Here is a 24,063-nt window from a genome sequence, read left to right as displayed (position 1 = left end):
GGTCGTCGACACGGGGTGACGGCAGTGGACCGGGGTCGGACGTCGGGCCGTCCGGTTCCGGTTCCGTCATGTCCACCGGCCGCCGCGGGGCGCGGCCCGCTCCCGGCGGCCCTCCTGCGGGCCGACCCTGTGCTCGTATCGTTGGACCGATGTGAGCGGGACTCTGATCGGAGGGGTGCTCTCCCATGGGCAAGGCGCTCGTGCTGGGTGGCGGCGGCATCGCCGGGCTCGCCTGGGAAATCGGGATCCTCGCGGGTCTGCGGGACATGGGCGTGGACCTGCGGGACGCCGACCTGGTGCTGGGTACCTCGGCGGGCGCCTCGGCGGGGGCGCAGCTCACCTCGGGGATCGAACTCGACGAACTGTACGAGCGGCAGCTCGCGCCGGCGGACGCCGAGATCGCGGCCCGGCCGCGGTGGTCGGCCGCGGTGCGGGTGGCGGGCGCGCTGCTGACGGCGCGCTCCCCGGAGGCGGGGCGGGCCCGCGCCGGACTGGTCGCGGCCTCCTCCGCGCGGTTCTCCCAGGCGGTGCGGGAGCGGGTCATCGCCTCCCGGCTGCCCGCGCACGCCTGGCCCGAGCACAACCTGGTGCTCACGGCGGTGGACGCGCGGTCCGGCACGCTGCGGACGTTCTCCCGGAACGACGGGGTCGACCTGGTGCGGGCGGTTGCGGCGAGCAGCGCGGTCCCCGGGTTGTGGCCGCCGGTGGACATCGACGGCCGGTGGTACATCGACGCGAGCGTGCGGTCCGCGACCAACGCGGACCTGGCCGCCGGACACGAGCGGGTGGTGGTGCTGGCGCCCACCGCGGGCGCCGGTCCGCTGCTTTGCCCCGGACCGGAGCCGGCGGGCCTACCCGAAGGCGCACGCGGCGCGCTGGTCACCCCGAGCACGGAGGCCAGGGCCGCGTTCGGCCGCGATCCGCTGAACCCGGCCGGGCGCGCCCGCGCGGCCCAGGCGGGACGCCTGCAGGCGGTGGAGGTGGCGGTCCGCGTCGCCAAGACGTGGGGGGTCTGAGCCCGCGGTCCCGCGCCGATGTCGGTGGCTGCGTCTAGGCTCGGCACATGGGTATGGAGAGTTCCCCCGAGTCCCCGCAACCGGTACGCGTCGTCCTGCAGGCCGTCGGCGGCTGGATCGGACGGCTCGGCCGCATCTGGGTCGAGGGGCAGATCGCGGAACTGAACCGGCGCGGCGGCATGGCCTACATCACCCTGCGCGATCCGGTGGCGAACGTGTCGGCCCGGGTGACCTGCCCGATCCGGGTACTGCAGGCCGCGGCGCCCGCCCTCGAGCCGGGCGCCCGGGTGGTCGTCCACGCCCGACCCGACTTCTACGTGCCGCGCGGCACCTTCGCGCTGCAGGCCCTGGAGATCCGCCACGTCGGTCTGGGGGAACTGCTGGCCCGGCTGGAACGGCTGCGGCAGACCCTGTCCGCCGAGGGCCTGTTCGCCGAGTCCCGCAAGCGGCGGCTGCCGTTCCTGCCCGGCGTGGTCGGCCTGGTCTGCGGGCGCGACTCCGCCGCGGAGCGCGACGTGCTGGAGAACGCGCGCCGACGCTGGCCCGCGGTGCGGTTCGAGGTGCGCGAGGTCGCGGTGCAGGGCGACCGCGCGGTGGGCGAGGTGCTGGCCGCGCTGGAGGAGTTGGACGCGCGCGCGGAGATCGACGTCATCATCGTCGCGCGCGGCGGCGGCTCCCTGGAGGACCTGCTGCCGTTCTCCGACGAGGCGCTGGTGCGCGCGGTCGCGGCCACGCGCACCCCGGTGGTGAGCGCGATCGGGCACGAGCAGGACACCCCGCTGCTGGACTACGTGGCCGACCTGCGCGCCTCCACCCCCACCGACGCCGCGAAGAAGGTCGTGCCCGACGTGGGCGAGCAGTTGCAGCTCGTCCACCAGTTGCGGGACCGGGCGCGCCGGGTGCTGCGGGGCGGCATCGCCCGCGAGGAGGCGTGGCTGGCGGGAGTGCGGTCCCGGCCGGTGCTGGCCAGTCCCGTGCGGGAGCTGGACCGGCAGGTCGAGCAGGTCCTGGGACTGCGCGACCGGGGCCGCCGCGCCCTGACCGCGGCCCTGGACCGGGCGGGCGACGGCCTGGCGCACACCCGCGCCCGGCTGCACGCGCTGTCCCCGGCCACGACGCTGGCGCGGGGATACGCGATCGTGCGGCGCGCCGACGGCACGGTGGTGCGCTCGGCGGCCGACGTGGCGCCGGGTGAGGAGTTGCGGTTGCGGTTCGCCGAGGACGGACTGACCGCGATCGCCAAGGACAGAAGCGACGACGAGGGGGAATGATGGGTGAGAACACGGCGGCCGAACCGGAGCTGAGCTACGAGGAGGCGCGCGAGGAGCTGAACACGGTGGTGCGCCGCCTGGAGTCGGGCGGGTTGACCCTCAAGGAGTCCCTGGCGCTGTGGGAGCGCGGCGAGGAGCTGGCGAAGACGTGCGAGGCGTGGCTGGAGGGCGCCCGCGCCAAGCTCGCCGCCGCCCTGGCCGAGGACTCCCCGGACGACGGGGACGGCGACGCCCCGTTCTGACCGTTCCCGCCGCTACCGGGGTTCCTCGGTGTCGGGCAGCACCTCCATGACTCCTCGTTCCCGCTGTCCGGTGACGGGGGTCAGGGCCTTGATCACACTGTTGTGGGCGGTCACCAGGAGCGGCACCAGGAGGCTGCCGGGCAGGAAGAACAGGTACAGCGCCGCGGCCACGGCGTGCATGAAGGCGTACTCGCACGCCGGCCGCCACTGGCCGACGGTCACGAGGGAACGCAGCAGGGACAGCGTCGTCACCACGGCCCAGCTCCCCACGGGACCCATTCCGACCACACCGATCAGCAGGGCGAGGAAGATCCCGTAGAACCGCAGGACGGTCTCCGCCTCGTCGGCTGCCGCCGCTGCTGCCACCCACCTGCGTTGGGCGGCGGTCACGGGCATCACGATCCGCAGGAGTCGGCGGGAGGCCTCGGGCAGCTTCGCGGCTTCGGGCGACAGGTGGTAGGGCAGGCCGTCCCTGCGCTGGGTCCGGACCACCGCCACCCTGGCCGACAGGAAGACCACGAGGCCCAGCACTGTGACCAGCAACATCACGAACAGGACGGCATACCCCAGCCAGCTGACGTCCTGCGGTCCTTCAGCGGTCACCGTGACGAGTGACCGGACGCCCCGGACCACGGCCTCGGGTTCGACCAGTGCCAGCCCGACCGCGGCGGTGGGCAGCGACACCGCGGTGGCCAGTACCGCGATGTCCGCCACGAGCAGGACCGCGGACGCGACGAGTGATTCGCGGCTGTAGCGGATGAGCGCGCCGGGGTCGTGGTCCGCGGCCGCGCGCAGCCTCGCGAACGATCGCCGTCCCGCCAGCGGCTCCACCACGATCGTGGCCGCCAGCAGCGCGATGGTCAGCGTGAGCGCGATCGGCCCGAACTCGATCTCGCCGTTGACGGACCACGGCATGGGGGATGCTCCTTGTCGGTCGGAGACGTGTGACCACGAGCCGGGGCCGATTCACGCCGCCGACGCCGCACGGTGTCGGAATGCAGACCCCAGCCCCTCATACCGAGGATTTCACCTCTGCGGGGGTGTCTGCGGCTCCAGTGCCCCCGCGAGCGTCTCCAACTCCTCGTAGGACGCGCCGCCGCTGACCACGAGGGTGGCGTCGTCGGTGCGCAGCACCAGGGAGCGCTCACCCTCGGTCTCGTTGTACCGGCGCTCCCAGACCTGGCCGTCCACCGTGGACTCGCCGTCGGGCTCCCCGTCCATGCTGACCTCGGCGATGAACTCCTCCGGGTCGGCGTCGCTGATGTGGAAGGCCGCGTGCCGGTCCTCGGGGGTGGCGAACCCCAGCGTCCACCGGACCGGCTCGGTCGGTTCCCCACCCGGCAGCGCGCCGCCGGTCTCCAGCCGCGAACTGGTCGGCGTCCACCCCTCGGGCAGTCCCTCGGGCGCGTACGCCCGGTACGGCGCGATCTCGCCGAGCGTGAGCGCGTCGGCGGTGTAGTCGACGGTGGGGATGCGCTCCTCCCTGCGCGCGTCCACCACCAGTGTCATCACCAGCACCACCAGAGCGATCGCGCCCAGCACGATCGCGTAGCCGAGAAAGGTGCTGTCGGTTCGGCGACCACCACTGCTCATGCGGTTCTTCCCACCCCGTCACCGCGTTTCCGGTTCTGTCGCCTCCAGCTTGCCCGATGGTCGCGGCTCACTCCGACCGGGGTGTCAGGCTGTTCAGCCGCTCCACCACCGCGTCGGCGAACCCGCGGGCGTCGTCGAGGTCCTCGCGGTTGATGACCTCGGTCGCCGCGAGCGAGATCGACCCGCTGACGATCAGCAGCAGCGCCTCGTCCACCGGCTCGTCGGCCTTGCGGAACAGGGCGGCGTTGCGGCCGGTCCACTCCCGCAGCTGCTCGCGCATGAGCGCCTCGAATCCGGGAGGGCTGTCACCGCTGTAGAAGAGCCGGGTGGTCTCGCGCTCCTCGATGCACCCCTCCAGGTAGGCGCGTGCGGCGATGTTCATGAGCCGGTGGGGGCTGTTCTCCCCCCGCGCCCGCGCCCGGGCGACCGCCTGGTGCGTCCGGTCCTGCTGGCGCTGCTGGAACTCCTCGTACAGCGCCAGGTAGAGATCCGCCTTACCGGTGAAGTGATGGTACAGACTCCCGACGCTGGCTCCGGCGTAGGCGACGACCTCGCTGACCCCGGCCTTGTCGAAGCCGACCGTGCGGAACACGTGCGATGCGGCCTTCAGCAGCGCGGTGCGTGTGGCTGCTCCCCGGGCCGAGACGCGCACCGGCTTTTCCACCTTCTCCACAGTCAACCCAATCGTCCCCAATCGCGTGCGAAGGGCTCGCCTAGTGTTGAAGAGAGTACGCCAGCGGGTCCCGCACGACCCAGCGGCCGACGAAGCTGAGAGAATCGGCGCGTTCTCCGCACCTTCGGGCGGAAGAACCGATTCGGAAAGGGCCTGTCATGACCACTGCGAATGCTCCGGTACCGATCCCGCACGACGCTCCCGACCGCAACCTGGCCCTGGAACTGGTACGGGTCACCGAGGCCGCGGCGCTGGCCGCCGCGCGCTGGGTGGGCCGTGGCGACAAGAACGGGGCGGACGGCGCCGCCGTCCGAGGAATGCGCCACCTGATCAGCACCGTGTCGATGAAGGGCACGGTGGTCATCGGGGAGGGTGAGAAGGACAACGCCCCCATGCTGTACAACGGCGAACAGGTCGGCGACGGCAACGGCGCCGAGTGCGACGTCGCCGTGGACCCGGTCGACGGCACCCGGCTGACCGCGATGGGAATGCCCAACGCGGTGTCGGTGATCGCGGTGAGCCCGCGCGGCTCCATGTTCGACCCGTCCGCCGTGTTCTACATGGAGAAACTGGTCACCGGTCCGGCCGCGGCGAACGTGGTCGACATCAACGCCCCCGTCGCCGACAACGTCCGCGCGGTGGCCAAGGCCAAGGGCGGCAGCCCGCAGGACATCACGGTGGTCATCCTGGACCGGCCCCGGCACGAGCGACTGGTGCACGAGGTCCGCCGGACCGGCGCCCGCATCAAGTTCATCACCGACGGCGACGTGGCCGGGGCGATCATGGCCGCGCGCGCCGGAACCGGCGTCGACCTGCTGCTGGGCATCGGCGGCACCCCCGAGGGCATCATCGCCGCGTGCGCCATCAAGTGCCTGGGCGGTGTGATCCAGGGGCGTCTGTGGCCGAGCAACGACGAGGAGCGGCGCAGGGTCGAGGCTTCGGGGCACGACCTGGCGCGGGTGCTGACCACCGACGACCTGGTCTCCTCCGAGGACGTCTTCTTCGCCGCGACCGGCATCACCGGAGGGGAGCTGCTCGGCGGGGTCCGCTACGCCGACGGCGGCGCCACCACCGAGTCCCTGGTCATGCGCGGACGCAGCGGCACCATCCGCCGCGTGACCAGTGAGCACCAGCTCAGCAAGCTGGCCACCTACAGCGGCGTCGACTTCTCGGCCGCCAACTGACCGGCGAACCCGCGGACGGCTCTGACCGGATCCGGCCATCATGGCGGGGTCCGGTCACTTTTCGGGCACGAAGCCGTATCGGGAGGAACTGTCACACCCCTCCGGTAGTCATAGACGACCGGAAAAACCGTGAGACTCCCCCCGCTCGTCCGGAGGTCCGATGTCCTACCCCGACCCGCACAACCAACCGCCCCGGTGGGGGCAGCAGCCGCCACCGGGACAGCCCCCCGGTCCGGGATACCACCCCCAGGGACAGCCTCAGGGAGCACCTCCCGGACAGCCGACCGGTCCCGGTTACGCCGCCCCCCAGGGCCCGCCCATGGGCCAGCCCCTGGCTCAGCCGTACGGGCCGGGCGGTCCCGGACAACCGCCGCCGGGACAGCCGATGTACGGCGGGCCACCCGGGCCGCCGCCCGGCAGGAAACCGGTCTGGCTGATCCCCGTCTCCATCGTCGTGGCGATCGCCCTGGTCGGCGGCGGTGTGTGGGCGTCGACGGCACTGGTGAGCAACCTGTTCGGCGGACCGCAGCCCGAGTCGGTGCTGCCCGGCTCCTCCCTGGCGTTCGCCAAGGTGGACCTCAAACCCACCGGCGGCCAGTGGGCGTCCTACGCCCAGTTCTACGAACGGCTTCCCGAGACCGTCAAGGACGACCTCGGCAGCGCCGAGGACGACTTCGGCCAGGAACTGTTCGAGGAGATGTACCCGGACCTCAACCTCGACTACGCGTCGGAGGTCGAGCCCTGGCTGGGTCAGCGCTTCGGGGTCGCCGTGTGGGAGGGCGCCGGGCAGGAGCTCCTGTTCGCCGCCGCCGTCGCCGTGGAGGACGAGGACCTCGCCGAGGAGACGCTGACCCGTATCCAGGCCGAGGACGACACCCTCTTCTTCGAGGTCTCCGACGACTTCGCGCTGCTCAGCGACTCCCAGACCGCGCTCAACGACCTGCACACCCAGGTCGAGCAGCACGGCACGCTGGAGGACGACGAGACCTTCTCCGCCGACATCGCCGACATCGGTGACGGTGTCGCCGCGCTGTGGACCGACTACGGCGCGCTGGCGCGGAGCGAGACGGCCGCGTCGGAGGTCGGCCTCGAGGACCTCTCCGAGATCGGCGAGGTCACCGGCCGGTTCGCCGCGGTCGTGCGGGTGGAGAGCGAGTACCTGGAGTTCGAGACCAAGGTCTTCAACGCGGGTGTCGACGGCACCGTCCTGTTCGCCGACTCCGTTCCCCCGGGCGGCATCACCGCGCTGCACGACCTGCCGGACAACTCCGTCGTCGCCTTCGGCGGCGACGGACTGGACGGCGTGGCCCAGGCGGTCTGGGAGGCCAACCGCGAGAGCATCGAGTCCGTCCCCGACTACGAGGACACCGACGCGCTGCTGCGGGAGCTGGGAATCCGGCTGCCCGCAGACTTCCACAAGATCCTGGGCACCAAGACCGCCATGGGCATCACCGACCTGGAGAGCTCCGACTTCTTCGGCTCCGGCGACGTGTCCTTCGACCTGCGTCTGACCGGTGCGGACAACCAACTGTGGAGCGATCTCATGGCTCCGTCGGGCTACTCCTACGGCCCCACCCCCACGGTCACCGCCGACGGCGACACCACGGTGGTCTCCATGGGGACCGCCGGAACGGGACGGCTCGGTGACGACCCGGTGTTCCGGCAGACGATGACCGGCCTGGAGGAGTCGCACCTGGCGCTCTACATGGACCTGCGGGCCGTGGCCGAGATGGAGGAGGACGCCTACCCCGAGCAGTGGGGCGGCCTGGGCGGCGCCCTGCGGTTCCACGAGGCCGGTTCGGTGTCGGCCGTCCTGCGCTGGGTGCCCAGCCCCGCGTAGGCCGCCCGTGTCCGCCCGGGCGGACACGGAAAGGAGCCCCGGGTCCGGACGCGGCACGTCAGGGCGACGTCGCGCTTCCGGGCTCCGGGGCTCCGCTGTATCTTCCGGTACGGGTCAGTCGATGAGGCGGCGGTGCATGCGGTAGACCGCCAGGCCCCACACGGCCGCGGCGAACACGGCGATCACCGCGAGGTGTCCCAGGGCGGGCAGGACGCCGATGCCGAAGGCGGTGCCGCGGACGAGTTGCACGCAGTGGTAGAGCGGGTTGACCAGGGCCGCCGCCTGCGCCCACTCCGGTAGCTGGTCGATCGGGAAGAACGTCCCGGCGACCAGGAACAGCGGGGTGATGAGTCCGGAGATGACGTAGTCCACCATGCGGATGGACGGGATGACCGCCGACAGCAGGATGCCGAGCAGCGCGAACCCGAATCCGGTGAGCACGCCGACGAACGGGACGAGCAGCATCGCCCAGGTGGGTTCCAGTCCGAACCCGATCGCCACCAGCAGCGGGGCGCAGCCGTAGACGCCCGCCTTCAACGCGATCCACAGCGCCTCGCCGGTGACCAGTTCGCGCACGTCGACCGGTGCAGCCAGCACCCCCTCGTAGGAGTGCTGGAACCGGCGGCGTACGAACGTGTTGATCAGCCCCGGGAACATGGACGAGAACAGCACCGCCATCGCCACGATGCCGGTGCCGAGGAACTCGATGTAGTCGTAGCCGCCGATGCTGCCGACGAGCGCGCCCATCCCCATGCCGAAGGCGAGCAGGTACAGCACCGGCTCGACGATCGCGGAGAAGGTGATGGGCGCCCAGGTGCGCCGGTACAGCGCCCACTCCCGGGCCAGCACCCCGGCGATCGGGGTGAACTCGAAGCCCCCCGGCCGGGTGCGCGGGTCGGCGGTGCGCTGCACCGTCGTGTCCTCGGTCTCCGTCATTCGACTTTCTCCCCCGTCAGTGTCACGAACACGTCCTCCAGGTTGCTGGCGCGGCGCATGCCGCTGCCGAGCCGGTCGCGCAGCGAGTCGGGCAGGTCCTCGGCGCGCAGCACCGACAGCGCCGATCCGGTGCGGCGGGTGGTGAATCCGGCGGCGTGCACGACGTTCTCCAGCTCCTCGACGCCGTCGAGCCCCACCGCGTACTCCTCGACCGTCTTCCCCGCGTACTCGGTGATCAGGTCGGCGGGGACGCCGCGTCTGACGATCCTCCCCCCGGCCATGAGCGCGACCTCGTCGGAGAGCCGTTCGGCCTCCTCGATGTAGTGGGTGGACATCAGGACCGTGACTCCCTCGTCGCGCAGCGCGGTGATCAGTCCCCACAGTTCCTGGCGGACCTGGGGGTCCAGACCGACCGTCGGCTCGTCGAGCAGCACCACGCGGGGCCGGTGCACCAGACCGCGGGCGATGAGCAGGCGGCGGCGCATGCCTCCGGACAGTTTCTCGGTGAACGCGTCGCGCCGGTGCTCCAGATGGGCGATCCGCAGCGCCCGTTCCACCGCGGCGGCGCGCTCCCGGCGCGGCACCCGGTACAGGTAGGTGAAGCTGCGCAGGTTCTCCTCGACGGTGAGTTCCTCGTCGAGGTTGTCGTGCTGGGGCACCACTCCCATGAGGGAGCGCGCCCACTTCGACTCCTTGGGGACGGGGTGGCCCAGGATGCTGATCTCGCCGGCGTCGGCGCGGCTCTGCGCGGTGAGCATGCGCATCGTGGTGGACTTGCCCGCGCCGTTCGGTCCGAGCAGCCCCAGGACGGTGCCTTCGGGAATGTCGAGGTCGAGGCCGTCCACCGCGGTGATGTCGCCGAAGCGCTTGACGACTCCGCGCAGGGAGATCGCCGGCCGCGGAGCGGGTTCCCACGGGTTGAGGGTGGACTGGTCGGGCTGTGGCGACGGAGTCATGGACCTACCGTAGTTCGGCGTTCTCCGGCGCTCCTAATGTTTTTCCGCGGCCGTGGTGGTGTCGGGAAGTACCGTTGACGGTTTGGCATCCTCCCATCCCTGAAGGGAGGGGATTCCCGGCTCAGGCTGCCCCCGGGGGACAGCGTCCCCAGGGGTCTCAGGCCTTCAGCACCAGCCGGGATGAGACCAGCCCGGACCAGCATCACGTGCGCGGAGTTCTTGTCCCTGGGGGACGCGGCTGCGCACGCGCGCAGGTGTAGGTACGTTCTGAAAGGGGGAGTGCGTGCTTGGCTCTCGCTCCGCACCGTGCGCGGTCCATGGTGGTGTGCGCGGGATGCACGAGGTGGATGTTCCGCCCGTGCTCGCGGCCCATTTCGGTCAGGACCGTCCTGGTGGCGCCGGCCGCTCGGCATGCCGTCGTCGTCCTCGCGGGGAACTTCGGTGGGTCTCTCGACTCCGAGACCGTCCACCTGCTTGGGGGGTTCCTCGCCACCGTGGACGGAGACAACGGATCGCCCTCGGGGCGACTCGTCCTTCCCTGCCCTGCTCCGCAGGGTTCCGATTCCTCCCCGGCCTGAAGGCCGGGGCTTCCTCGGAGGGTATTAGGTGATTGAGGGACCTCCCCCGGAGCGGCTGCGCGCCTCCGACGCCGACCGGGAACGTGTGCTGGCGGTGCTGCGCGAGGCGGTCGAGGACGGCCGTCTGGACCTGGAGGAGTTCCAGGAGCGCAGCGACCGTGTCCACGCGGCGCGCAGGCTCGGCGACCTCGTGGGCATCACCGCCGACCTGCTGCCGCCCGACGCCCAGCCGCTGCGGTTGGACGTCACGCCCGTCTCCGCGCTGTTCGGCAACGACCGGCGCACCGGACGCTGGGTGGTGCCCGCGCGCCAGCTCGTGCTCTCGCTCTTCGGCACCGCCGAGGTGGACCTGCGCGACGCGCTCCTGACACGGGACCGGGTGGAGATGACCGCCTCCACCGTTTTCGGGCGGATCGTCATCCGGGTGCCCGAGGGGTTGGAGGTCCGGGTGCGCGGCTGGTCCTTCCTCGGCAGGCGGACCGCCTCCGTCCGCCCCTCCCCGCTGCGTGACGCCCCGGTTCTGGAGGTCGACGGGTTCTCGCTGTTCGGTTCGCTGCGGGTCAGCGCGCCCAGGGGCCGCAGGTGGCTGGGGCGCGGCCGCCGCCGACCGCGTGAGCTGGAATAGCGGGGTGCGGCGGCGCCCCGCCCGTGCTGCGGGAGGGCTGGGCAGGGGGCTCACGTGCGGATCTGGCAGTCTTTGGTCTGAGGATTGTCCTGGAGGTGTCTTTCACGATGACTGAATTCCGCGTCGAGCACGACTCGATGGGCGAGGTCAAGGTTCCCGTCGACGCCAAGTGGCGGGCGCAGACCCAGCGCGCGGTCGAGAACTTCCCCATCTCGGGGCAGGGCCTGGAGGGGGCGCACATCGCCGCGCTGGGCCACATCAAGGCCGCCGCCGCCACGGTCAACGCCGAACTGGGCGTGATCAAGGCCGACATGGCCGAGGCGATCCGCGAGGCCGCCCTGGAGGTCGCCGCGGGGCGGTGGAACGACCACTTCCCGGTGGACGTGTTCCAGACCGGTTCGGGCACGTCCAGCAACATGAACACCAACGAGGTCGTCGCGACGCTGGCCACCGAGCGCCTGGGTGAGCCGGTCCACCCCAACGACCACGTCAACGCGTCGCAGTCGTCCAACGACGTCTTTCCGTCCTCGATCCACATCGCGGCGACCTCCGCGCTGGTCAACGACCTGATTCCGGCGCTGAGGCACCTGGAGGCGGCGCTGTCGGCGAAGGCGTCGGAGTTCGCCACGGTGGTCAAGAGCGGCCGCACCCACCTGATGGACGCCACCCCGGTCACCCTGGGGCAGGAGTTCGGCGGTTACGCCGCGCAGGTGCGCTACGGCGTCGAGCGGCTGGAGGCCGCACTGCCCCGCGTGGCGGAGCTGCCGCTGGGCGGCACGGCCGTGGGCACCGGCATCAACACGCCCGAGGGCTTCTCGGCGAAGGTGATCGCGGAGATCGCGCGGACCACGGGGCTGCCGCTGACCGAGGCGCGCGACCACTTCGAGGCGCAGGGGGCACGCGACGGTCTGGTGGAGCTGTCCGGCCAGCTGCGCACGATCGCGGTGAGCTTCTGCAAGATCGCCAACGACATCCGGTGGATGGGGTCGGGTCCGCGCACGGGGCTGACCGAGGTCTTCCTGCCGGACCTTCAGCCGGGGTCCTCGATCATGCCGGGCAAGGTCAACCCGGTGCTGTGCGAGGCGATGCTGCAGGTGTCCTCGCAGGTGGTGGGCAACGACGCGGCGGTGGCGTTCGGTGGTTCGACCGGTAACTTCGAGCTGAACGTGCAGCTTCCGCTGATCGCCCGCAACGTGCTGGAGTCGATCCGGCTGCTGGCGAACGTCTCCCGGGTGTTCGCCGACCGGTGTGTGTCCGGGATCACGGCCAACGAGGAGCGGTGCCGCGAGTACGCGGAGTCGTCGCCGTCGATCGTCACCCCGCTCAACCGCTACATCGGCTACGAGGAGGCCGCCAAGGTCGCCAAGCAGTCGCTGGCGGAGCGCAAGACGATCCGGCAGGTGGTCATCGAGCGCGGGTACGTCGCCGACGGCAGGCTGACCGAGGCCCAGTTGGACGAGGCACTCGACGTGCTGTCGATGACCAACTCGCAGTAGTCCGGGTGAAGGCGGCGCGGCGGCGGCCCCGCCCTCGGGGCCGCCGCCGCGTTGTCCGTGTCGCGGTGCGGTGATCAGTACCAGCCGACGCTCTGCGAGTGCTCCCAGGCCGCGCACGGGCTGCCGTAGCGGCCCTGGATGTAGCCCAGACCCCACTTGATCTGGGTGGCGGGGTTGGTCTGCCAGTCGTCCCCGGCGCTGGCCATCTTGCTCCCGGGCAGCGCCTGCGGGATGCCGTACGCGCCGGAGCTGGGGTTCTGCGCCAGGTGGTTCCAGTTGCTCTCCTTCTCCCACAGGGAGTCGAGGCAGCCGAACTGGTCGCTGCTCCACCCGTAGTCGGCGAGCATGGCCTGGGCGATGCCCCTGGGGTCGCCGCTGGGGATGGACTGCTGCGGTTCCTCCTCTTCCTCCTTCTCCTCCTCCAGGGTGCCGTCGGCCGTGGCCACGGCCTGGTTCACCGCCTGGTCGCGCTGGCTTCCGGCCTGTTCGAGCTGCCCCGCAGGGATTCCTTCCTCGGTCTCGGGGAAGAAGGAGTCGGTGTCCGCCTCGTTGGGCAGGATGGCGGCCGAGGCGGTCTGGTCCGTCTGGGCGCCGGTGTCGGCGAAGGCGGAGAAGCCGAACGCCGCACTCGCGACGGTGAGCGCCGCTGTCCCCGCCGCGGTGGCGAGTCGCAGCGAAATCCGGTTCTTCAGCAAGGATCGGCCTTTCGACGGTCGCATGCCCGGTGGTCTCGCACGCGCTCGAACATGCCCCGGATCTTCCACGGGTGAGGGGTGGCCGCGACGGGCGGATTGGCGTGCACCACCGGCCGCCGTGTCGCCGAAGATCACCGCGCGCGGCGTGCTGGGGGTCACCGCATACACATGCGGGACGCGCGCTCTCGGGGCGGTAAGGGAACAGGATCAACCTTGCCGCATGATCTCCGGGCCGTGACACCTGAACCGGGGGTGACATAAGTCACATTCCGTCTGCCCGTTTTCCGACAACTCCACCGGTGGGATTCGCGTCCCGACACGGCGAACGCCCGGCCGGACATCCCGGCCGGGCGTTGCGACGCGGGTCCCGGTCAGCCCTCGAGCATCTCGGTGACCAGCGCGGCGATCGGAGAGCGCTCCGAACGGGTCAGCGTGATGTGCGAGAACAGCGGATGCCCCTTGAGCTTCTCGATCACGGCGACCACACCGTCGTAGCGGCCCACCCGGAGGTTGTCGCGCTGCGCGACGTCGTGGGTGAGGACCACCCGGGAGTTCTCGCCGAGCCGCGACAGCACGGTCAGCAGCACGCCGCGCTCCAGCGACTGGGCCTCGTCCACGATCACGAAGGAGTCGTGCAGGGAACGGCCCCGGATGTGGGTGAGCGGCAGCACCTCCAGCATGCCGCGGTCCACCACCTCGTCGATGACGTCCTGGGTGGTCAGCGCCGAGAGGGTGTCGTGCACCGCCTGCGACCAGGGCGTCATCTTCTCGTACTCGGTCCCCGGCAGGTATCCCAGGTCCTGGCCGCCGACCGCGTACAGCGGCCGGAACACCACGACCTTGCGGTGCTGGCGCCGTTCCAGCACCGCGTCCAGACCGGCGCACAGCGCCAGCGCGGACTTGCCGGTGCCCGCCCGGCCGCCCAGCGAGACGATGCCGACGTCGGGGTCGGTGAGCAGGTCCAGGGCGATGCGCTGCTCGGCGCTGCGGCCGTGCAGTCCGAACACCTCGCGGTCGCCGCGCACCACCTTGACCGACTTGTCGGGAAGCACCCGCCCCAGGGCCTTGCCGCGCTCGGAGAGCAGTACCAGACCCGTGTGGCAGGGCAGGTCCCGCGCCTCGTCGATCTCGGCGGTGCCGTCGGCGAAGAGCTCCTCGATCCGGTGCGCCGGGACCTCGAGCTCCGCCATACCGGTCCAGCCGTGCTCGATGGCGAGTTCGGCCCGGTACTCGTCCGCGGCCAGCCCCACCGACGACGCCTTGATCCGCAGCGGCAGGTCCTTGCTGACCAGCACCACGTCGTCGCCCTCGGCGGCGAGGTTGCGCGCCACGGTCAGAATCCGGGTGTCGTTGTCCCCCAGCCGGAACCCGGCCGGAAGGATCTCGGGGTCGCTGTGGTTGAGTTCCACCCGCAGCGTGCCACCCTGGTCGTTGACCGCCACCGGGGAGTCGAGAGCGCCGAAGGCGACCCGCAGGTCGTCGAGCTTACGCAGCGCCTCTCGGGCGAAATAGCCCAACTCCGGGTGGTGCCGCTTGCTTTCGAGTTCGGTGATGACGACGATCGGCAGAACCACCTCGTGTTCGGCGAAGCGGGTGATCGACATCGGGTCCGCGAGAAGGACACTGGTGTCGAGCACGTAGGTGCGCCGGGCGCTCTCCTCGGCGGTGGAGCTGAGGCGGGCAGGGTCACGGCGGACGGTCGAGGAACTAGCCACTCGTTCTCCCCCTGGGCGCGGCGAAGCGCCCTAGACTCACGGGAATCCAAGGACCGGGACCAGCCCCGCGAGGGCCGGGACCGGCCCCCGTCGTGATGGTTTCCTGTGTCGCCAGGAGCATCAATGAGTCGGGGCCTCCCGAGCGGCAGGGATACGCACCCCGCCACCTGCTATCGAAGGTACCCCGCTCATCTGAAAGAGCAAGGCCTTTGTTCAACCTGTTCGTGAACTGTCCGTTATTTTCGTCTCCCGTCCGTGACCGGAAACGGCGCTGTCAGGAGCCGAAACGTCGCTGGCGGACGCTGTAGGAGCGCAGCGCGCGCAGGAAGTCGACCTTGCGGAAGGCGGGCCAGAAGACCTCGCAGAAGTAGAACTCCGAGTGGGCGCTCTGCCACAGCAGGAAACCGGACAGGCGCTGCTCCCCCGACGTCCGGATCAACAGGTCGGGGTCGGGCTGGCCACGGGTGTAGAGGTGCTCGGCGATGTGGTCCATGTCGAGCTGTTCGGCCAGCTCCTCCAGTGTGGTGCCCTTGGCGGCCTCGGCCAGCAGCAGCGAACGGACCGCGTCGGCGATCTCCCGCCGCCCCCCGTAGCCCACGGCCACGTTCACGATCAGTCCCGGGTTGTTCGCCGTGACGGCTCCCGCCTCCTTCATGATCCGGGCCGTGGAGTCGGGCAGCAGGTCGAGGGCACCCATGGGGTTGACCCGCCGCCCCTCGTCCCGGAGCCGCTGGACGGTCTGCTCGATGATGGCCAGCAGCGGCTCCAGCTCCTCCGCGGGCCGGGAGAGGTTGTCGGTGGACAGCAGCCACAGGGTGACCACCTGCACACCGACCTCGTCGCACCAGCCGAGCAGTTCGAAGATCTTCTCGGCTCCGGCCCGGTGTCCCTCCTTCGGGCTGGACAGCCCGCTGACCTTGGCCCACCGGCGGTTCCCGTCGAGGATGACCCCCACGTGTCTGGGCATCTCGACCGTGCTGAGCGCACGCTCGAGACGTCGCTCGTACAACCGGTAGAGAGGGATGCGCAACAGCCCCATGACGGTAATACCTCGCTTGCTCCGTTCGAGGCCGCGGAGACGGCACCGGCTGCACCGCGGGCGTTCCCGGCGCGTCGGCGGGCCGGGAACGCCACCGCGGGCATGATCGTTCGACGGGCTCGAAGCCGACGGTCAGTCCCCAACAGTAGTCAAGAAATCGGGCCGGGGATGACGTCCGGGACCATCCGGTCCTCCGGAGCGGGCGCCGGGGTCTGTTCGGTGGAGGCTTTCGGAACAGGGCCTAGTTCACGGCGAGTGCCTTGCGCACCCGCTTGCGGCCCTCGTGGATCCGGGACTTGACGGTGCCCAGCGCCAGGTCGAGCTGGGCGGCGATCTCCCCGTACTCCATCTGGCACAGGTCCCGCAGCACCAGCGGCGCCACCAGGTTGGGCCGGTCGCGCTCCAACTGGTCGAGGGCCTCCAGCAGGTCGATCCGCGAGCCCGCGATGACACTGGTGGTGCGCGGGTCGCTCTGGTGCGGCATGCGGTCGGCCTCGGTGGGCATCTCGGCGGAGCGCCGCTTCAACGACCGGTAGGTCTGCCGCGCGGAGTTGGAGACCACCGTGTAGAGCCAGGTCGTGAACATCGAGTCGCCGCGGAACCGGTGGATGCTGGAGGCCACCCGCATGAGGGCGTCCTGGCAGGCCTCCTCGGCGTCCTGCCGGTAGGGCAGGAACCGGGCGCAGCGGCGCAGGACGTCGGGCTGGATACGGCGCAGGAGCTCTTCGAGCGCGGACTGGTCGCCTTCCCTGGCGCGCAGCGCCAGGGTTTCGAGGGACTCCTCCTCGCCCGGGGCGGAGGCAGGGCGTATTGATCCGGAAGACTGATCTGCTTGGGTCACGGCGGACACTCCCCACTGACGATGCTCTCGTCCTGGTGTTACACGCATACCTCCCCAAAAAGGTTGACACACTTTTACGGATCGTTGGCCAACCTGTTCACGGAGATCTGCCTGCCGGGTGAGACGGTTCCTCCCGGTTCCGGGTTCCCCTCCGGCGGACTCCCACCGCGGTCCCGGCAGGCGGGGTCGTTCTCCGCGGTCTCGGCCCTCCGTTGCCGGGATCATCGTCGGCTTCACGGGAAACCCGCAACGTGGTAAGCAGTATCTGTGGCACAACCGGAGCGTTTCGGGCGTTATCGCGTCCTACGGCGGCTGGGGTCGGGCTCGTTCGCCACCGTCTGGTTGGGACACGACGACCTGCTCGACACCCCGGTCGCCATCAAGGTGCTCGCCGAGAACTGGGCGCACAACCTCGACATCCACCAGCGGTTCGTCGAGGAGGCGCGCATCCTGCGCCAGGCCGACTCCGAGTGGCTGGTGCGCGTCCACGACATCGGTACCCTGCCCGACGAGCGCCCGTACTTCGTGATGACCTACGCCGACCGGGGCAGCGTCGCCGACCGGGCCTCCGAAGGCCCCCTGCCGATGGACGAGGCGCTGCGCCTGCTCACCGAGATCGGCCAGGGCGTCACGGTGCTGCACCGGCACGGCACCATCCACCGCGACATCAAACCGTCGAACGTGCTGCTGCAGTCCAGCCCGGTCGGTGAACGGGTCCTCGTGGCCGACCTGGGATTCGCCAAGAGCATCGACGAGGCGTCCGGGTTCACCGCGTCCGCGGGCACCCCCGGGTACATGTCCCCCGAGCAGAGCGTCATCGGCGGCGACATCGACGTGCGCGCCGACGTGTACTCACTGGGCGCGGTCGCCTACGAACTGCTGACCGGCAGACGCCCGCCGCGCCCGCCGGTGCGGATACCGCCGAGCCGGCTGCGTCCGGGCCTGCCCTCCGCCCTCGACGAACTGATCATGTCGGCGCTGTCGCCGAACCGCGCCGACCGTCCCCCCGACGCGGCCACCTTCACCGACCGCATCCGGGAGATCCGCATGTCCCCCGACCTGGAGTCGGCGGTGCCGTGGTGGCAGCGGCACCGGACCGCCTGGGCGCGTCTGGGCGCGGCGACCGTGGTGGCCGCCGCCGTGCTGTCGGTGACCACGGCGGCCGCGGCCTCCCCGAGCCTGCCCCTGGTGGACGTCTACGACTCCAGCGGCGAGCTGCACGTCCGCGTCCCGATCCCGTGGGCCCGCCAGATGCAGATCAGCGGATGGTCGCCGCGGGAACTGGGCATGCCCGGCGGCCACGAACCGGGACTGCTGGTCGCCACCGACGTGGCCGCCTGGTCCGACCCCGACGCGCAGGTGTCGGGGCTGTTCGCCGGGCTGCTCGCCTCCGGCACCCGGCAGCCGGACCTGGCGCGGCTGATCTCCTCCGGTCCCTGCGAGGGCGAACCGCAACGGCAGCGGTACGTCAACGCCCGCTGGAACGGCGAGGTGTGGCAGTGGTCCGACTGCTCCTCGGAGGGCGTGTTCACCGTCGCCGCCCTGCACCACCGCGAACGCGACCAGACCCTGTACCTGGAGATCCGCCAGTCCGAGCACCAGCCCCTGGTCGTGGCGGAGATCCTGGACGGCACCCGGCTGACGTCGTGAGCGGCGGCGCCGTCAGGAGATCTGCTTGTAGCGGGACAGGTCCGTGGAGCGGACGATCGCGTCGTAGCCGTCCGCGGCGTCGTCGAGCATGACGGGGACGTCGAACTCGAGGTCGACCTCGGCGACGTACCAGGCGCGGGTGCGGAAGGAACCGCCGCCCGTGCAGGTGACCGTCCACTCGCTGTACTCCGCCTGCTCACCGCTGACCAGAACGAACTCGCCGTGCTCGGTGATCTCGGCGTCCTCGGCCCGGATCTGCTCTCCCACGCCGGGGTCCTGGGGGCAGGACGCCCAGGGGCGCCGCCACCTGTCCGGGTCCTCCAGATCGGCGCCCCCGGAGTCGATGATGCCGTCCGCGGACGCGTCGGGACGGATGCGCAGCGCCGTGGCCGGACAGCCGCCGCCCGGACCGGGGACGACACCGGGCGGGGAGAGACAGTTGTCGGCGATGTCGACGTGCCAACCGGCGGGCAGCACCAGGTTGATCCCGTTGTAGTCGTGCAGGGTGTCCTCGTCCGTGACGTGGAACCCCGAGTCGGCCGAGGCCATCGGATGCGCCAGTCCCGGCAGCACCTGCGAGGGCGCGCCGAACCCGCACGCCGGAACCGCAAGAACCGCCGCGGCCAGCGGGAACGCCGCAGCTCTGACTGTCCGCACGCGCTCCTCCTCTCGTCACCGCCGAACCCCGCGGACCCGCGTGGCGAACGGACGGAATTCACGGTATCCGCCCGTAAACCATTCGGCTGTTTCCTGCATCTCATCAGACAGGGAGCACGCTGGCGAGAGGTTATCCGCGCGGCGCACCCGTGATCGCGCCCTTTCGGAGCCTGCGTGGGGGCTTGCTCCGGAAGGGCGCCCCCTTCCCCTCCTCAGGTTCGGGCCCCGGCGAGTTCGGCGGTCAGGGAGTCGACTGTGGTGACGGGCAGCCGACAGGTGAAGTTGCGGCACACGTAGGCCGCGGGGTGCCCGCCGACCGGCGACCGGTCCCGCAGCAGTCCGATCCCGCCGTCGTCGACACCGTCTCCCCTGGTCACCACGGCCCCCGGAGCGGTGGCCAGCAGCGCGGTGCGGTGGAGTTCCCCGGTCGCGGGGTCCTCCACCGGTCCGACCACCGCGATCTCCAGCGGCCCCGCGAGGAACGCCTCGGCCACCGCCAGTCCCCACCCCGCGAACCGGGGCGCCTTCTCCGCGAGCTTGGCGACCACTCCGAGTGCGGCCTCGGCCGCGTCGCGGTGCCGGCTGGAACCGGTGAGCGCGGCGTAGCTCAGCAGCGCGCCCGCGGCCGCGGTCCACCCCGAGGGGGTGGCGTTGTCGGTGAAGTCCTGGGGCCGGTTGAACAGGGACTCGGCGTCGTCGGCGGTGTCGTAGAACCCACCCGAGCCGTCGGAGAAGCGGGTCAGCACGGTCTCCAGCAGGGCGCCGCAGATCCCCACCCACTCCGGTTCGCCGGTGACGGCGTGCAGGGCGAGCAGCCCTTCGGCGAGGTCGGCGTAGTCCTCCAGCACACCCGCGCTCGGCCCCGCGACCCCGTCACGCGAGGCGCGGACCAACCGCCCGTCCGCGTAGTGGCGGTCCACCAGCAGCCGGGCCGTCTCACGGGCGCGATCCACCAGGTCGGGGCGGTCCAGCAGGGCTCCGGCCTCCGCGAGACCGGCGATCGCCAGCCCGTTCCACGCCGTGACCACCTTGTCGTCGCGGGCGGGCCGGACACGTTCGGCGCGCGCCCGGCGCAGGCTGTCACGGACCCGGGCGTAGCGCCGGGGGTCGTCGGGATCGGCGCGCAACTGCAGCACCGACGTGCCGTGCTCGAAGGTGCCCTCCTCGGTGACGGCGAACAGGTCGGCGGCCCAGTCTCCGTCCTCCTCGCCCAGGACCTCCCGCAGTTGCGGGCGGGTCCACACGTAGTAGCGGCCCTCCTCGCCCTCGCTGTCGGCGTCCAGCGCGCTGGCGAAACCGCCCTCGTCGGTGCGCAGCTCCGCGACCATCCAGTCGGCGGTCTCCAGGGCGATCCGGCGGGCCAGGCCGTCCCCGGTCTGCCGCCACAGGTGGGTGTAGCAGCGCAGCAGCAGGGCGTTGTCGTACAGCATCTTCTCGAAGTGCGGCACCACCCAGGCGGCGTCCACGGAGTAGCGTGCGAATCCCCCGCCGAGCTGGTCGTACATGCCGCCTCGGGCCATCGCCTCGGCGGTGTGGCGGACCATGCGCGCGGCGTCGGCCCCGGCGTCGTCGCCGACGCGGGCGTGGTGGCGCAGCAGGAACTCCATGACCATGGACGGCGGGAACTTGGGTGCGCTGCCGTAGCCGCCGTTGAGCTGGTCGTAGTCGGCCGCCAGCAGCTCGACGGCCCTGGCGAGCGCCGCGTCGTCCGGCGGCGGGCCGCCGGGGAGGGAGCGGGGTGCGCTCAGCGCGTCGACGACGCGTTTGCCCTGGTCGATCACTCCGACGCGGTCGGCGCGCCACGCCTGGGACACGCCCAGCAGCAGCCGCTGGAAGTGCTCCCGGGGAAAGTAGGTGCCGCAGTAGAAGGGCGCGCCGTCGGGCGTGGCGAAGACGGTCATGGGCCAGCCGCCCTGCCCGGTCATCGCCTGGGTGGCCTCCATGTACACCGTGTCCACGTCGGGCCGTTCCTCGCGGTCGACCTTGATGTTGACGAAGTTGGCGTTCATGATGCGCGCGGTCTGCTCGTCCTCGAACGACTCGTGCGCCATGACATGGCACCAGTGGCAGGCGGCGTAGCCGACGGACAGCAGGACGGGCACGTCGCGCCGTCGTGCCTCGGCGAACGCCTCCTCTCCCCAGGGGTACCAGTCCACCGGGTTGTCGGCGTGCTGCAGCAGGTAGGGGCTGGTGGCTTGGGCGAGACGGTTGGGCATGTCTCCTACCCTGCCCACTGCGGGGGCGCGGGACACCACCGGGACCCCCGAGATCGGTCGCGGCCCCGTCCCCTGTCGGGACGGGGCCGCGCACGGCCGGGAGGGCGGCTCACTCCGCCCGCTCGGCGTCCCCACTCTTCTGAGAGTCCTCGCTCTTCGCGGAGTCCCCGGACACGGACGTCTCGGCGGTGTCCGCGCCGAAGTCGTTGGAGCGCGCGGTGTCCAGGTGCCGCCGCATGGAGCGCATGAGCAGGAACAGCGCCCCGCCGATGAGCGCGATGACGACGAATCCGAGAACGCCCGGGGTCGCCAGGTCGTTCACGGAGTCTGCGAGCTGGAACGCCGAAAGGTTCATGACTCCATTCTCACACCGTGTCGCGGATGCCCGCGAAGAGGTCGTCCTCGGGCAGTTCGGTGTCGACCATCGAACGGGCCAGGTGGAAGTCCTCGGTGGGCCACGCCTCACGTTGGACGTCGTTGGGGACGGCGAACCAGAAGCCGTTGGGGTCGATCTGGGTGGCGTGCGCGATGAGGGCGCGGTCGCGGGTCTCGAAGTAGTCGTCGCACCTCACCCGCGTGGTGATCTCCCACTGCGGGTAGTCGCGCTTCTCCATCCGCTCCATCCACTCGGCGAACGGGTTCTCCAGACCACGGTCGGTGAGGATCTTGGCGATGGCCTCGAAGCGCTCGCGCGGGAAGGACACGTGGTAGTAGAGCTTGAGCGTCTGCCACGGCTCTCCGGCGCCGGGGTAGCGCGTCGGGTCGGCGGCGGCGTCGAAGGCCTCGACGGACACCTTGTGGCACATGATGTGGTCGGGGTGCGGGTAGCCGCCCTGCTCGTCGTAGGTGAGCATGACGTGCGGACGGAACTCGCGGACCATGCGCACCAGTGGTTCGGAGGCGACCTCCAGCGGCTGCACGGCGAAGCAGCCCTCGGGCAGCGGCGGCGGGGGGTCGCCCTCGGGCAGCCCGGAGTCGATGAAACCCGCGAACTCCTGGCGGACGCCGAGGATGCGGCGGGCCTCCTCCATCTCCTTGCGGCGGATCTCGCCGATGTTGGCCAGGACCTCGGGGCGGTCCATGGCGGGGTTGAGGATCGAGCCGCGTTCACCACCGGTGAGGGTGACGACCAGCACTTCCGCGCCTTCGTTCACGTAGCGCGCCATGGTGGCTGCGCCCTTGCTCGACTCGTCGTCGGGGTGGGCATGCACGGCCATGAGCCGCAAGCGGTCGGACAATTGGGAAGCCCCTCGGTGATCGTGGTCGGACGGCGTTCGCCGCTCCGCACGGTCCGTGCGGCCGCACTGACCCGACGCGAAACAGCACGGGCGGAGCGTGAGCCTGTGGAGGCAGGGATATCTTAGACAACGTAGGTCCCACTCCCGGAGATTCCCTTATGCCGCCCCAGCCCGAAAACACCACGCCCACCGCCGCCCGGCCGGTTTCGGGCACGCGGCGACGCCTGGGCAACCAGCCGTTCTTCTTCGTACTCGGCGTCATCGCCGCCGTCGTCTTCACGATCGGCTGGGGCATCGCCCTGTTCAGCTACGGCGGCAACTCGCTGGGCCAGGTCCACCACCAGACGGTCGCCTGGAAGATCGTCTCCGACACCGAGGCCCGCATCTCCTTCCAGACCAACAGCCGCGACGGAGCGCTCTGTCTGATCAACGCCTACGACGCCCAGCACGTCGAGATCGGGCACACCGAGGTGACCGTCGAGGGCGGACTCCGCGACGTGGAGGCGACGATCAACACAGTTCGTCGAGCTTCGGCGGTACAAGTCGTCTCCTGCAGGGAACAAGCTTTCAAAAGCGAAACAGCCAACCAGTAGTTCCCGACCGCTCCCGTGAGGGAGCAGCCGCGTCGAGACCCCCCGAGCGGATCATGGCCCTCGGTGCGTGATGTCACGTCCCGCATAGCGGAGACACACGTGCCGAGATGCTGTTTTCCATGGTCATCCCGTTCGGGGAGCTCGGTGCTAATCTCGTAATTTCATCTGCCGCGCCCCCGGGCGCGGTCCCTAGAACCATCGAGGGAGTTCCCGTGACCGAGACCCGTGATGACAACGTCACCTGGCTCACTCAGGAGGCGTACGACCGGCTCAGCCAAGAGCTGGAGTACTTGTCAGGGCCTGGTCGCATCGAGATCGCCGATCGGATCGAAGCCGCTCGGGAAGAAGGCGACCTGAGGGAGAACGGCGGCTACCACGCCGCCAAGGAAGAGCAGGGGAAGATCGAGGCCCGTATCGCACACCTGCAGTCGATCCTGAACAACGCCCGCGTCGGTGAGGCCCCTCACCGCGAGGGCGTGGTCAGCCCCGGAATGACGGTGACGATCAAGTTCGAAGGGGACGACGAGGAGATCACCTTCCTCCTGGCCTCCCGCGAGGAGAGCGGAGCCCCGATCGACGTCTACTCCCCCAAGTCACCGCTGGGCGAGGCCATCAACGGCAAGAAGGCCGGTGACAAGGCCACCTACAAGCTCCCCAACGGCCGGGAGGCGACGGTGGAGATCATCGACGCCGTACCTTACGGAGGCGGAGCCTAACCCCGGAAACGCAACGCGGAAGGGGTGGCCGAGAGCCACCCCTTCCGCGTTGCGGGGGTCCACGTCGTCAGGCCCGACGGGACGGGGGCCGGAAACGGACAACATCCTCCGAGACCGTGGTCGCGCCGCCACCGCGGAACCACAGTCGTCTCCGGCTCTCCCCGTGCCGACCGTGGAATCCCAGGACCGCGCCCCCCACCAGCACCTCCCGCAGCCGTCCCCGGGGACGGTGTGGGGACTGCGCGTGGTCGCGCTCCTGATCGACGTGTTCGTGGCGGACCCGCTGCTCCACG

Annotated in this window: 23 protein-coding genes; 10 read left to right on the top strand and 13 right to left on the bottom strand. The window is 70.8% G+C overall.

Annotated elements, in window-relative coordinates:
• Positions 1 to 185 precede the first annotated feature (185 nt).
• The 3 genes from NI17_RS23190 to NI17_RS23180 are packed head-to-tail and all read left to right on the top strand — an operon-like array spanning position 186 to position 2,529.
• Positions 186 to 1,016: a patatin-like phospholipase family protein gene (locus tag NI17_RS23190; RefSeq protein WP_068687494.1), complete on the top strand. Its 831-nt coding sequence runs from the start codon at positions 186 to 188 to the stop codon at positions 1,014 to 1,016.
• A gap of 47 nt (positions 1,017 to 1,063) precedes the next feature.
• Positions 1,064 to 2,287 (top strand): exodeoxyribonuclease VII large subunit, encoded by a 1,224-nt coding sequence (xseA, locus tag NI17_RS23185; RefSeq protein ID WP_119267983.1) that lies wholly within the window; start codon positions 1,064 to 1,066, stop codon positions 2,285 to 2,287.
• Entirely contained in the window at positions 2,287 to 2,529 is a 243-nt protein-coding gene (locus tag NI17_RS23180; protein ID WP_369974956.1) for an exodeoxyribonuclease VII small subunit, read from the top strand. The genes xseA and NI17_RS23180 overlap by 1 nt, the downstream gene beginning before the upstream one ends.
• 12 nt (positions 2,530 to 2,541) lie before the next feature.
• On the opposite strand, the gene NI17_RS23175 is transcribed toward NI17_RS23180, so the two are convergent.
• The 3 genes from NI17_RS23175 to NI17_RS23165 all read right to left on the bottom strand — a co-directional run bounded on the left by NI17_RS23175 (position 2,542) and on the right by NI17_RS23165 (position 4,795).
• Positions 2,542 to 3,444: a hypothetical protein gene (locus NI17_RS23175; protein ID WP_068687491.1), complete on the bottom strand. Its 903-nt coding sequence runs from the start codon at positions 3,442 to 3,444 to the stop codon at positions 2,542 to 2,544.
• 111 nt (positions 3,445 to 3,555) lie between these two features.
• Complete coding sequence (locus tag NI17_RS23170; RefSeq protein ID WP_068687490.1) at positions 3,556 to 4,122, bottom strand: DUF4245 domain-containing protein; 567 nt, start codon at positions 4,120 to 4,122, stop codon at positions 3,556 to 3,558.
• 67 nt (positions 4,123 to 4,189) lie between these two features.
• Positions 4,190 to 4,795 (bottom strand): TetR/AcrR family transcriptional regulator, encoded by a 606-nt coding sequence (locus NI17_RS23165; protein ID WP_084012315.1) that lies wholly within the window; start codon positions 4,793 to 4,795, stop codon positions 4,190 to 4,192.
• Between the two features lie 158 nt (positions 4,796 to 4,953).
• Between NI17_RS23165 and glpX the strand changes: the two genes are divergently transcribed.
• Positions 4,954 to 5,979: a class II fructose-bisphosphatase gene (gene glpX / locus NI17_RS23160; RefSeq protein ID WP_068687488.1), complete on the top strand. Its 1,026-nt coding sequence runs from the start codon at positions 4,954 to 4,956 to the stop codon at positions 5,977 to 5,979.
• Positions 5,980 to 6,364: 385 nt separating this feature from the next.
• Positions 6,365 to 7,819, top strand: a complete 1,455-nt coding sequence (locus NI17_RS23155) for a DUF3352 domain-containing protein (RefSeq protein ID WP_084012314.1) — start codon at positions 6,365 to 6,367, stop codon at positions 7,817 to 7,819.
• Positions 7,820 to 7,933: 114 nt separating this feature from the next.
• Here the strand turns inward: NI17_RS23155 and NI17_RS23150 are convergent, their stop codons facing one another.
• Positions 7,934 to 8,755, bottom strand: coding sequence for an ABC transporter permease (locus NI17_RS23150; protein WP_068687486.1), 822 nt, complete (start codon positions 8,753 to 8,755; stop codon positions 7,934 to 7,936).
• Positions 8,752 to 9,711, bottom strand: a complete 960-nt coding sequence (locus NI17_RS23145) for an ABC transporter ATP-binding protein (protein ID WP_119267982.1) — start codon at positions 9,709 to 9,711, stop codon at positions 8,752 to 8,754. Before NI17_RS23145 ends, NI17_RS23150 begins: the two co-directional genes overlap by 4 nt.
• Positions 9,712 to 10,320: 609 nt before the next feature.
• Here NI17_RS23145 and NI17_RS23140 point away from each other — a divergent pair.
• Both NI17_RS23140 and NI17_RS23135 read left to right on the top strand, forming a co-directional pair.
• A complete protein-coding gene (locus NI17_RS23140) occupies positions 10,321 to 10,914 on the top strand; it encodes a DUF1707 SHOCT-like domain-containing protein (RefSeq protein WP_068687909.1) in 594 nt (197 codons plus the stop codon).
• Positions 10,915 to 11,021: 107 nt separating this feature from the next.
• The gene (locus NI17_RS23135; RefSeq protein WP_068687485.1) at positions 11,022 to 12,410 is read left to right on the top strand and encodes a class II fumarate hydratase; all 1,389 of its coding nucleotides are present in this window, start codon (positions 11,022 to 11,024) and stop codon (positions 12,408 to 12,410) included.
• 74 nt (positions 12,411 to 12,484) lie between these two features.
• Here the strand turns inward: NI17_RS23135 and NI17_RS23130 are convergent, their stop codons facing one another.
• The 4 genes from NI17_RS23130 to NI17_RS23115 form a co-directional block, all read right to left on the bottom strand.
• The gene (locus tag NI17_RS23130) at positions 12,485 to 13,105 is read right to left on the bottom strand and encodes an aggregation-promoting factor C-terminal-like domain-containing protein (RefSeq protein ID WP_068687484.1); all 621 of its coding nucleotides are present in this window, start codon (positions 13,103 to 13,105) and stop codon (positions 12,485 to 12,487) included.
• A 371-nt stretch (positions 13,106 to 13,476) separates the two neighbouring features.
• Positions 13,477 to 14,742: an RNA 5'-3' helicase PhoH2 gene (locus tag NI17_RS23125; protein ID WP_068687908.1), complete on the bottom strand. Its 1,266-nt coding sequence runs from the start codon at positions 14,740 to 14,742 to the stop codon at positions 13,477 to 13,479.
• A gap of 352 nt (positions 14,743 to 15,094) precedes the next feature.
• On the bottom strand, positions 15,095 to 15,859 hold the full coding sequence (locus tag NI17_RS23120) for an isoprenyl transferase (protein ID WP_068687483.1): 765 nt from the start codon (positions 15,857 to 15,859) through the stop codon (positions 15,095 to 15,097).
• 241 nt (positions 15,860 to 16,100) lie between these two features.
• Entirely contained in the window at positions 16,101 to 16,700 is a 600-nt protein-coding gene (locus NI17_RS23115; protein WP_234401532.1) for an RNA polymerase sigma factor, read from the bottom strand.
• A gap of 267 nt (positions 16,701 to 16,967) precedes the next feature.
• Here NI17_RS23115 and NI17_RS23110 point away from each other — a divergent pair, with 267 nt between their 5' ends.
• Positions 16,968 to 18,350, top strand: a complete 1,383-nt coding sequence (locus NI17_RS23110; protein ID WP_068687482.1) for a serine/threonine-protein kinase — start codon at positions 16,968 to 16,970, stop codon at positions 18,348 to 18,350.
• Between the two features lie 12 nt (positions 18,351 to 18,362).
• Here NI17_RS23110 and NI17_RS23105 read toward each other — a convergent pair whose 3' ends face one another.
• The 4 genes from NI17_RS23105 to mca all read right to left on the bottom strand — a co-directional run bounded on the left by NI17_RS23105 (position 18,363) and on the right by mca (position 22,461).
• The gene (locus NI17_RS23105) at positions 18,363 to 19,007 is read right to left on the bottom strand and encodes a hypothetical protein (RefSeq protein WP_068687481.1); all 645 of its coding nucleotides are present in this window, start codon (positions 19,005 to 19,007) and stop codon (positions 18,363 to 18,365) included.
• Between the two features lie 212 nt (positions 19,008 to 19,219).
• On the bottom strand, positions 19,220 to 21,223 hold the full coding sequence (locus NI17_RS23100) for a thioredoxin domain-containing protein (protein ID WP_068687480.1): 2,004 nt from the start codon (positions 21,221 to 21,223) through the stop codon (positions 19,220 to 19,222).
• A gap of 109 nt (positions 21,224 to 21,332) precedes the next feature.
• The gene (locus tag NI17_RS23095) at positions 21,333 to 21,578 is read right to left on the bottom strand and encodes a hypothetical protein (RefSeq protein WP_068687479.1); all 246 of its coding nucleotides are present in this window, start codon (positions 21,576 to 21,578) and stop codon (positions 21,333 to 21,335) included.
• 10 nt (positions 21,579 to 21,588) lie between these two features.
• Complete coding sequence (mca, locus tag NI17_RS23090; RefSeq protein WP_068687478.1) at positions 21,589 to 22,461, bottom strand: mycothiol conjugate amidase Mca; 873 nt, start codon at positions 22,459 to 22,461, stop codon at positions 21,589 to 21,591.
• 158 nt (positions 22,462 to 22,619) lie between these two features.
• Between mca and NI17_RS23085 the strand changes: the two genes are divergently transcribed.
• Complete coding sequence (locus NI17_RS23085) at positions 22,620 to 23,054, top strand: DUF4307 domain-containing protein (RefSeq protein WP_068687477.1); 435 nt, start codon at positions 22,620 to 22,622, stop codon at positions 23,052 to 23,054.
• Positions 23,055 to 23,266: 212 nt separating this feature from the next.
• Positions 23,267 to 23,770 (top strand): transcription elongation factor GreA, encoded by a 504-nt coding sequence (gene greA, locus NI17_RS23080; RefSeq protein WP_068687476.1) that lies wholly within the window; start codon positions 23,267 to 23,269, stop codon positions 23,768 to 23,770.
• Positions 23,771 to 24,063 lie beyond the last annotated feature (293 nt).

The sequence above is a fragment of the Thermobifida halotolerans genome (genome assembly GCF_003574835.2).
GTDB lineage: Bacteria > Actinomycetota > Actinomycetes > Streptosporangiales > Streptosporangiaceae > Thermobifida > Thermobifida halotolerans.
The sequence above is the reverse complement of the archived record's forward strand: the minus strand, read 5'-3'. Positions and strand labels throughout refer to the sequence as shown.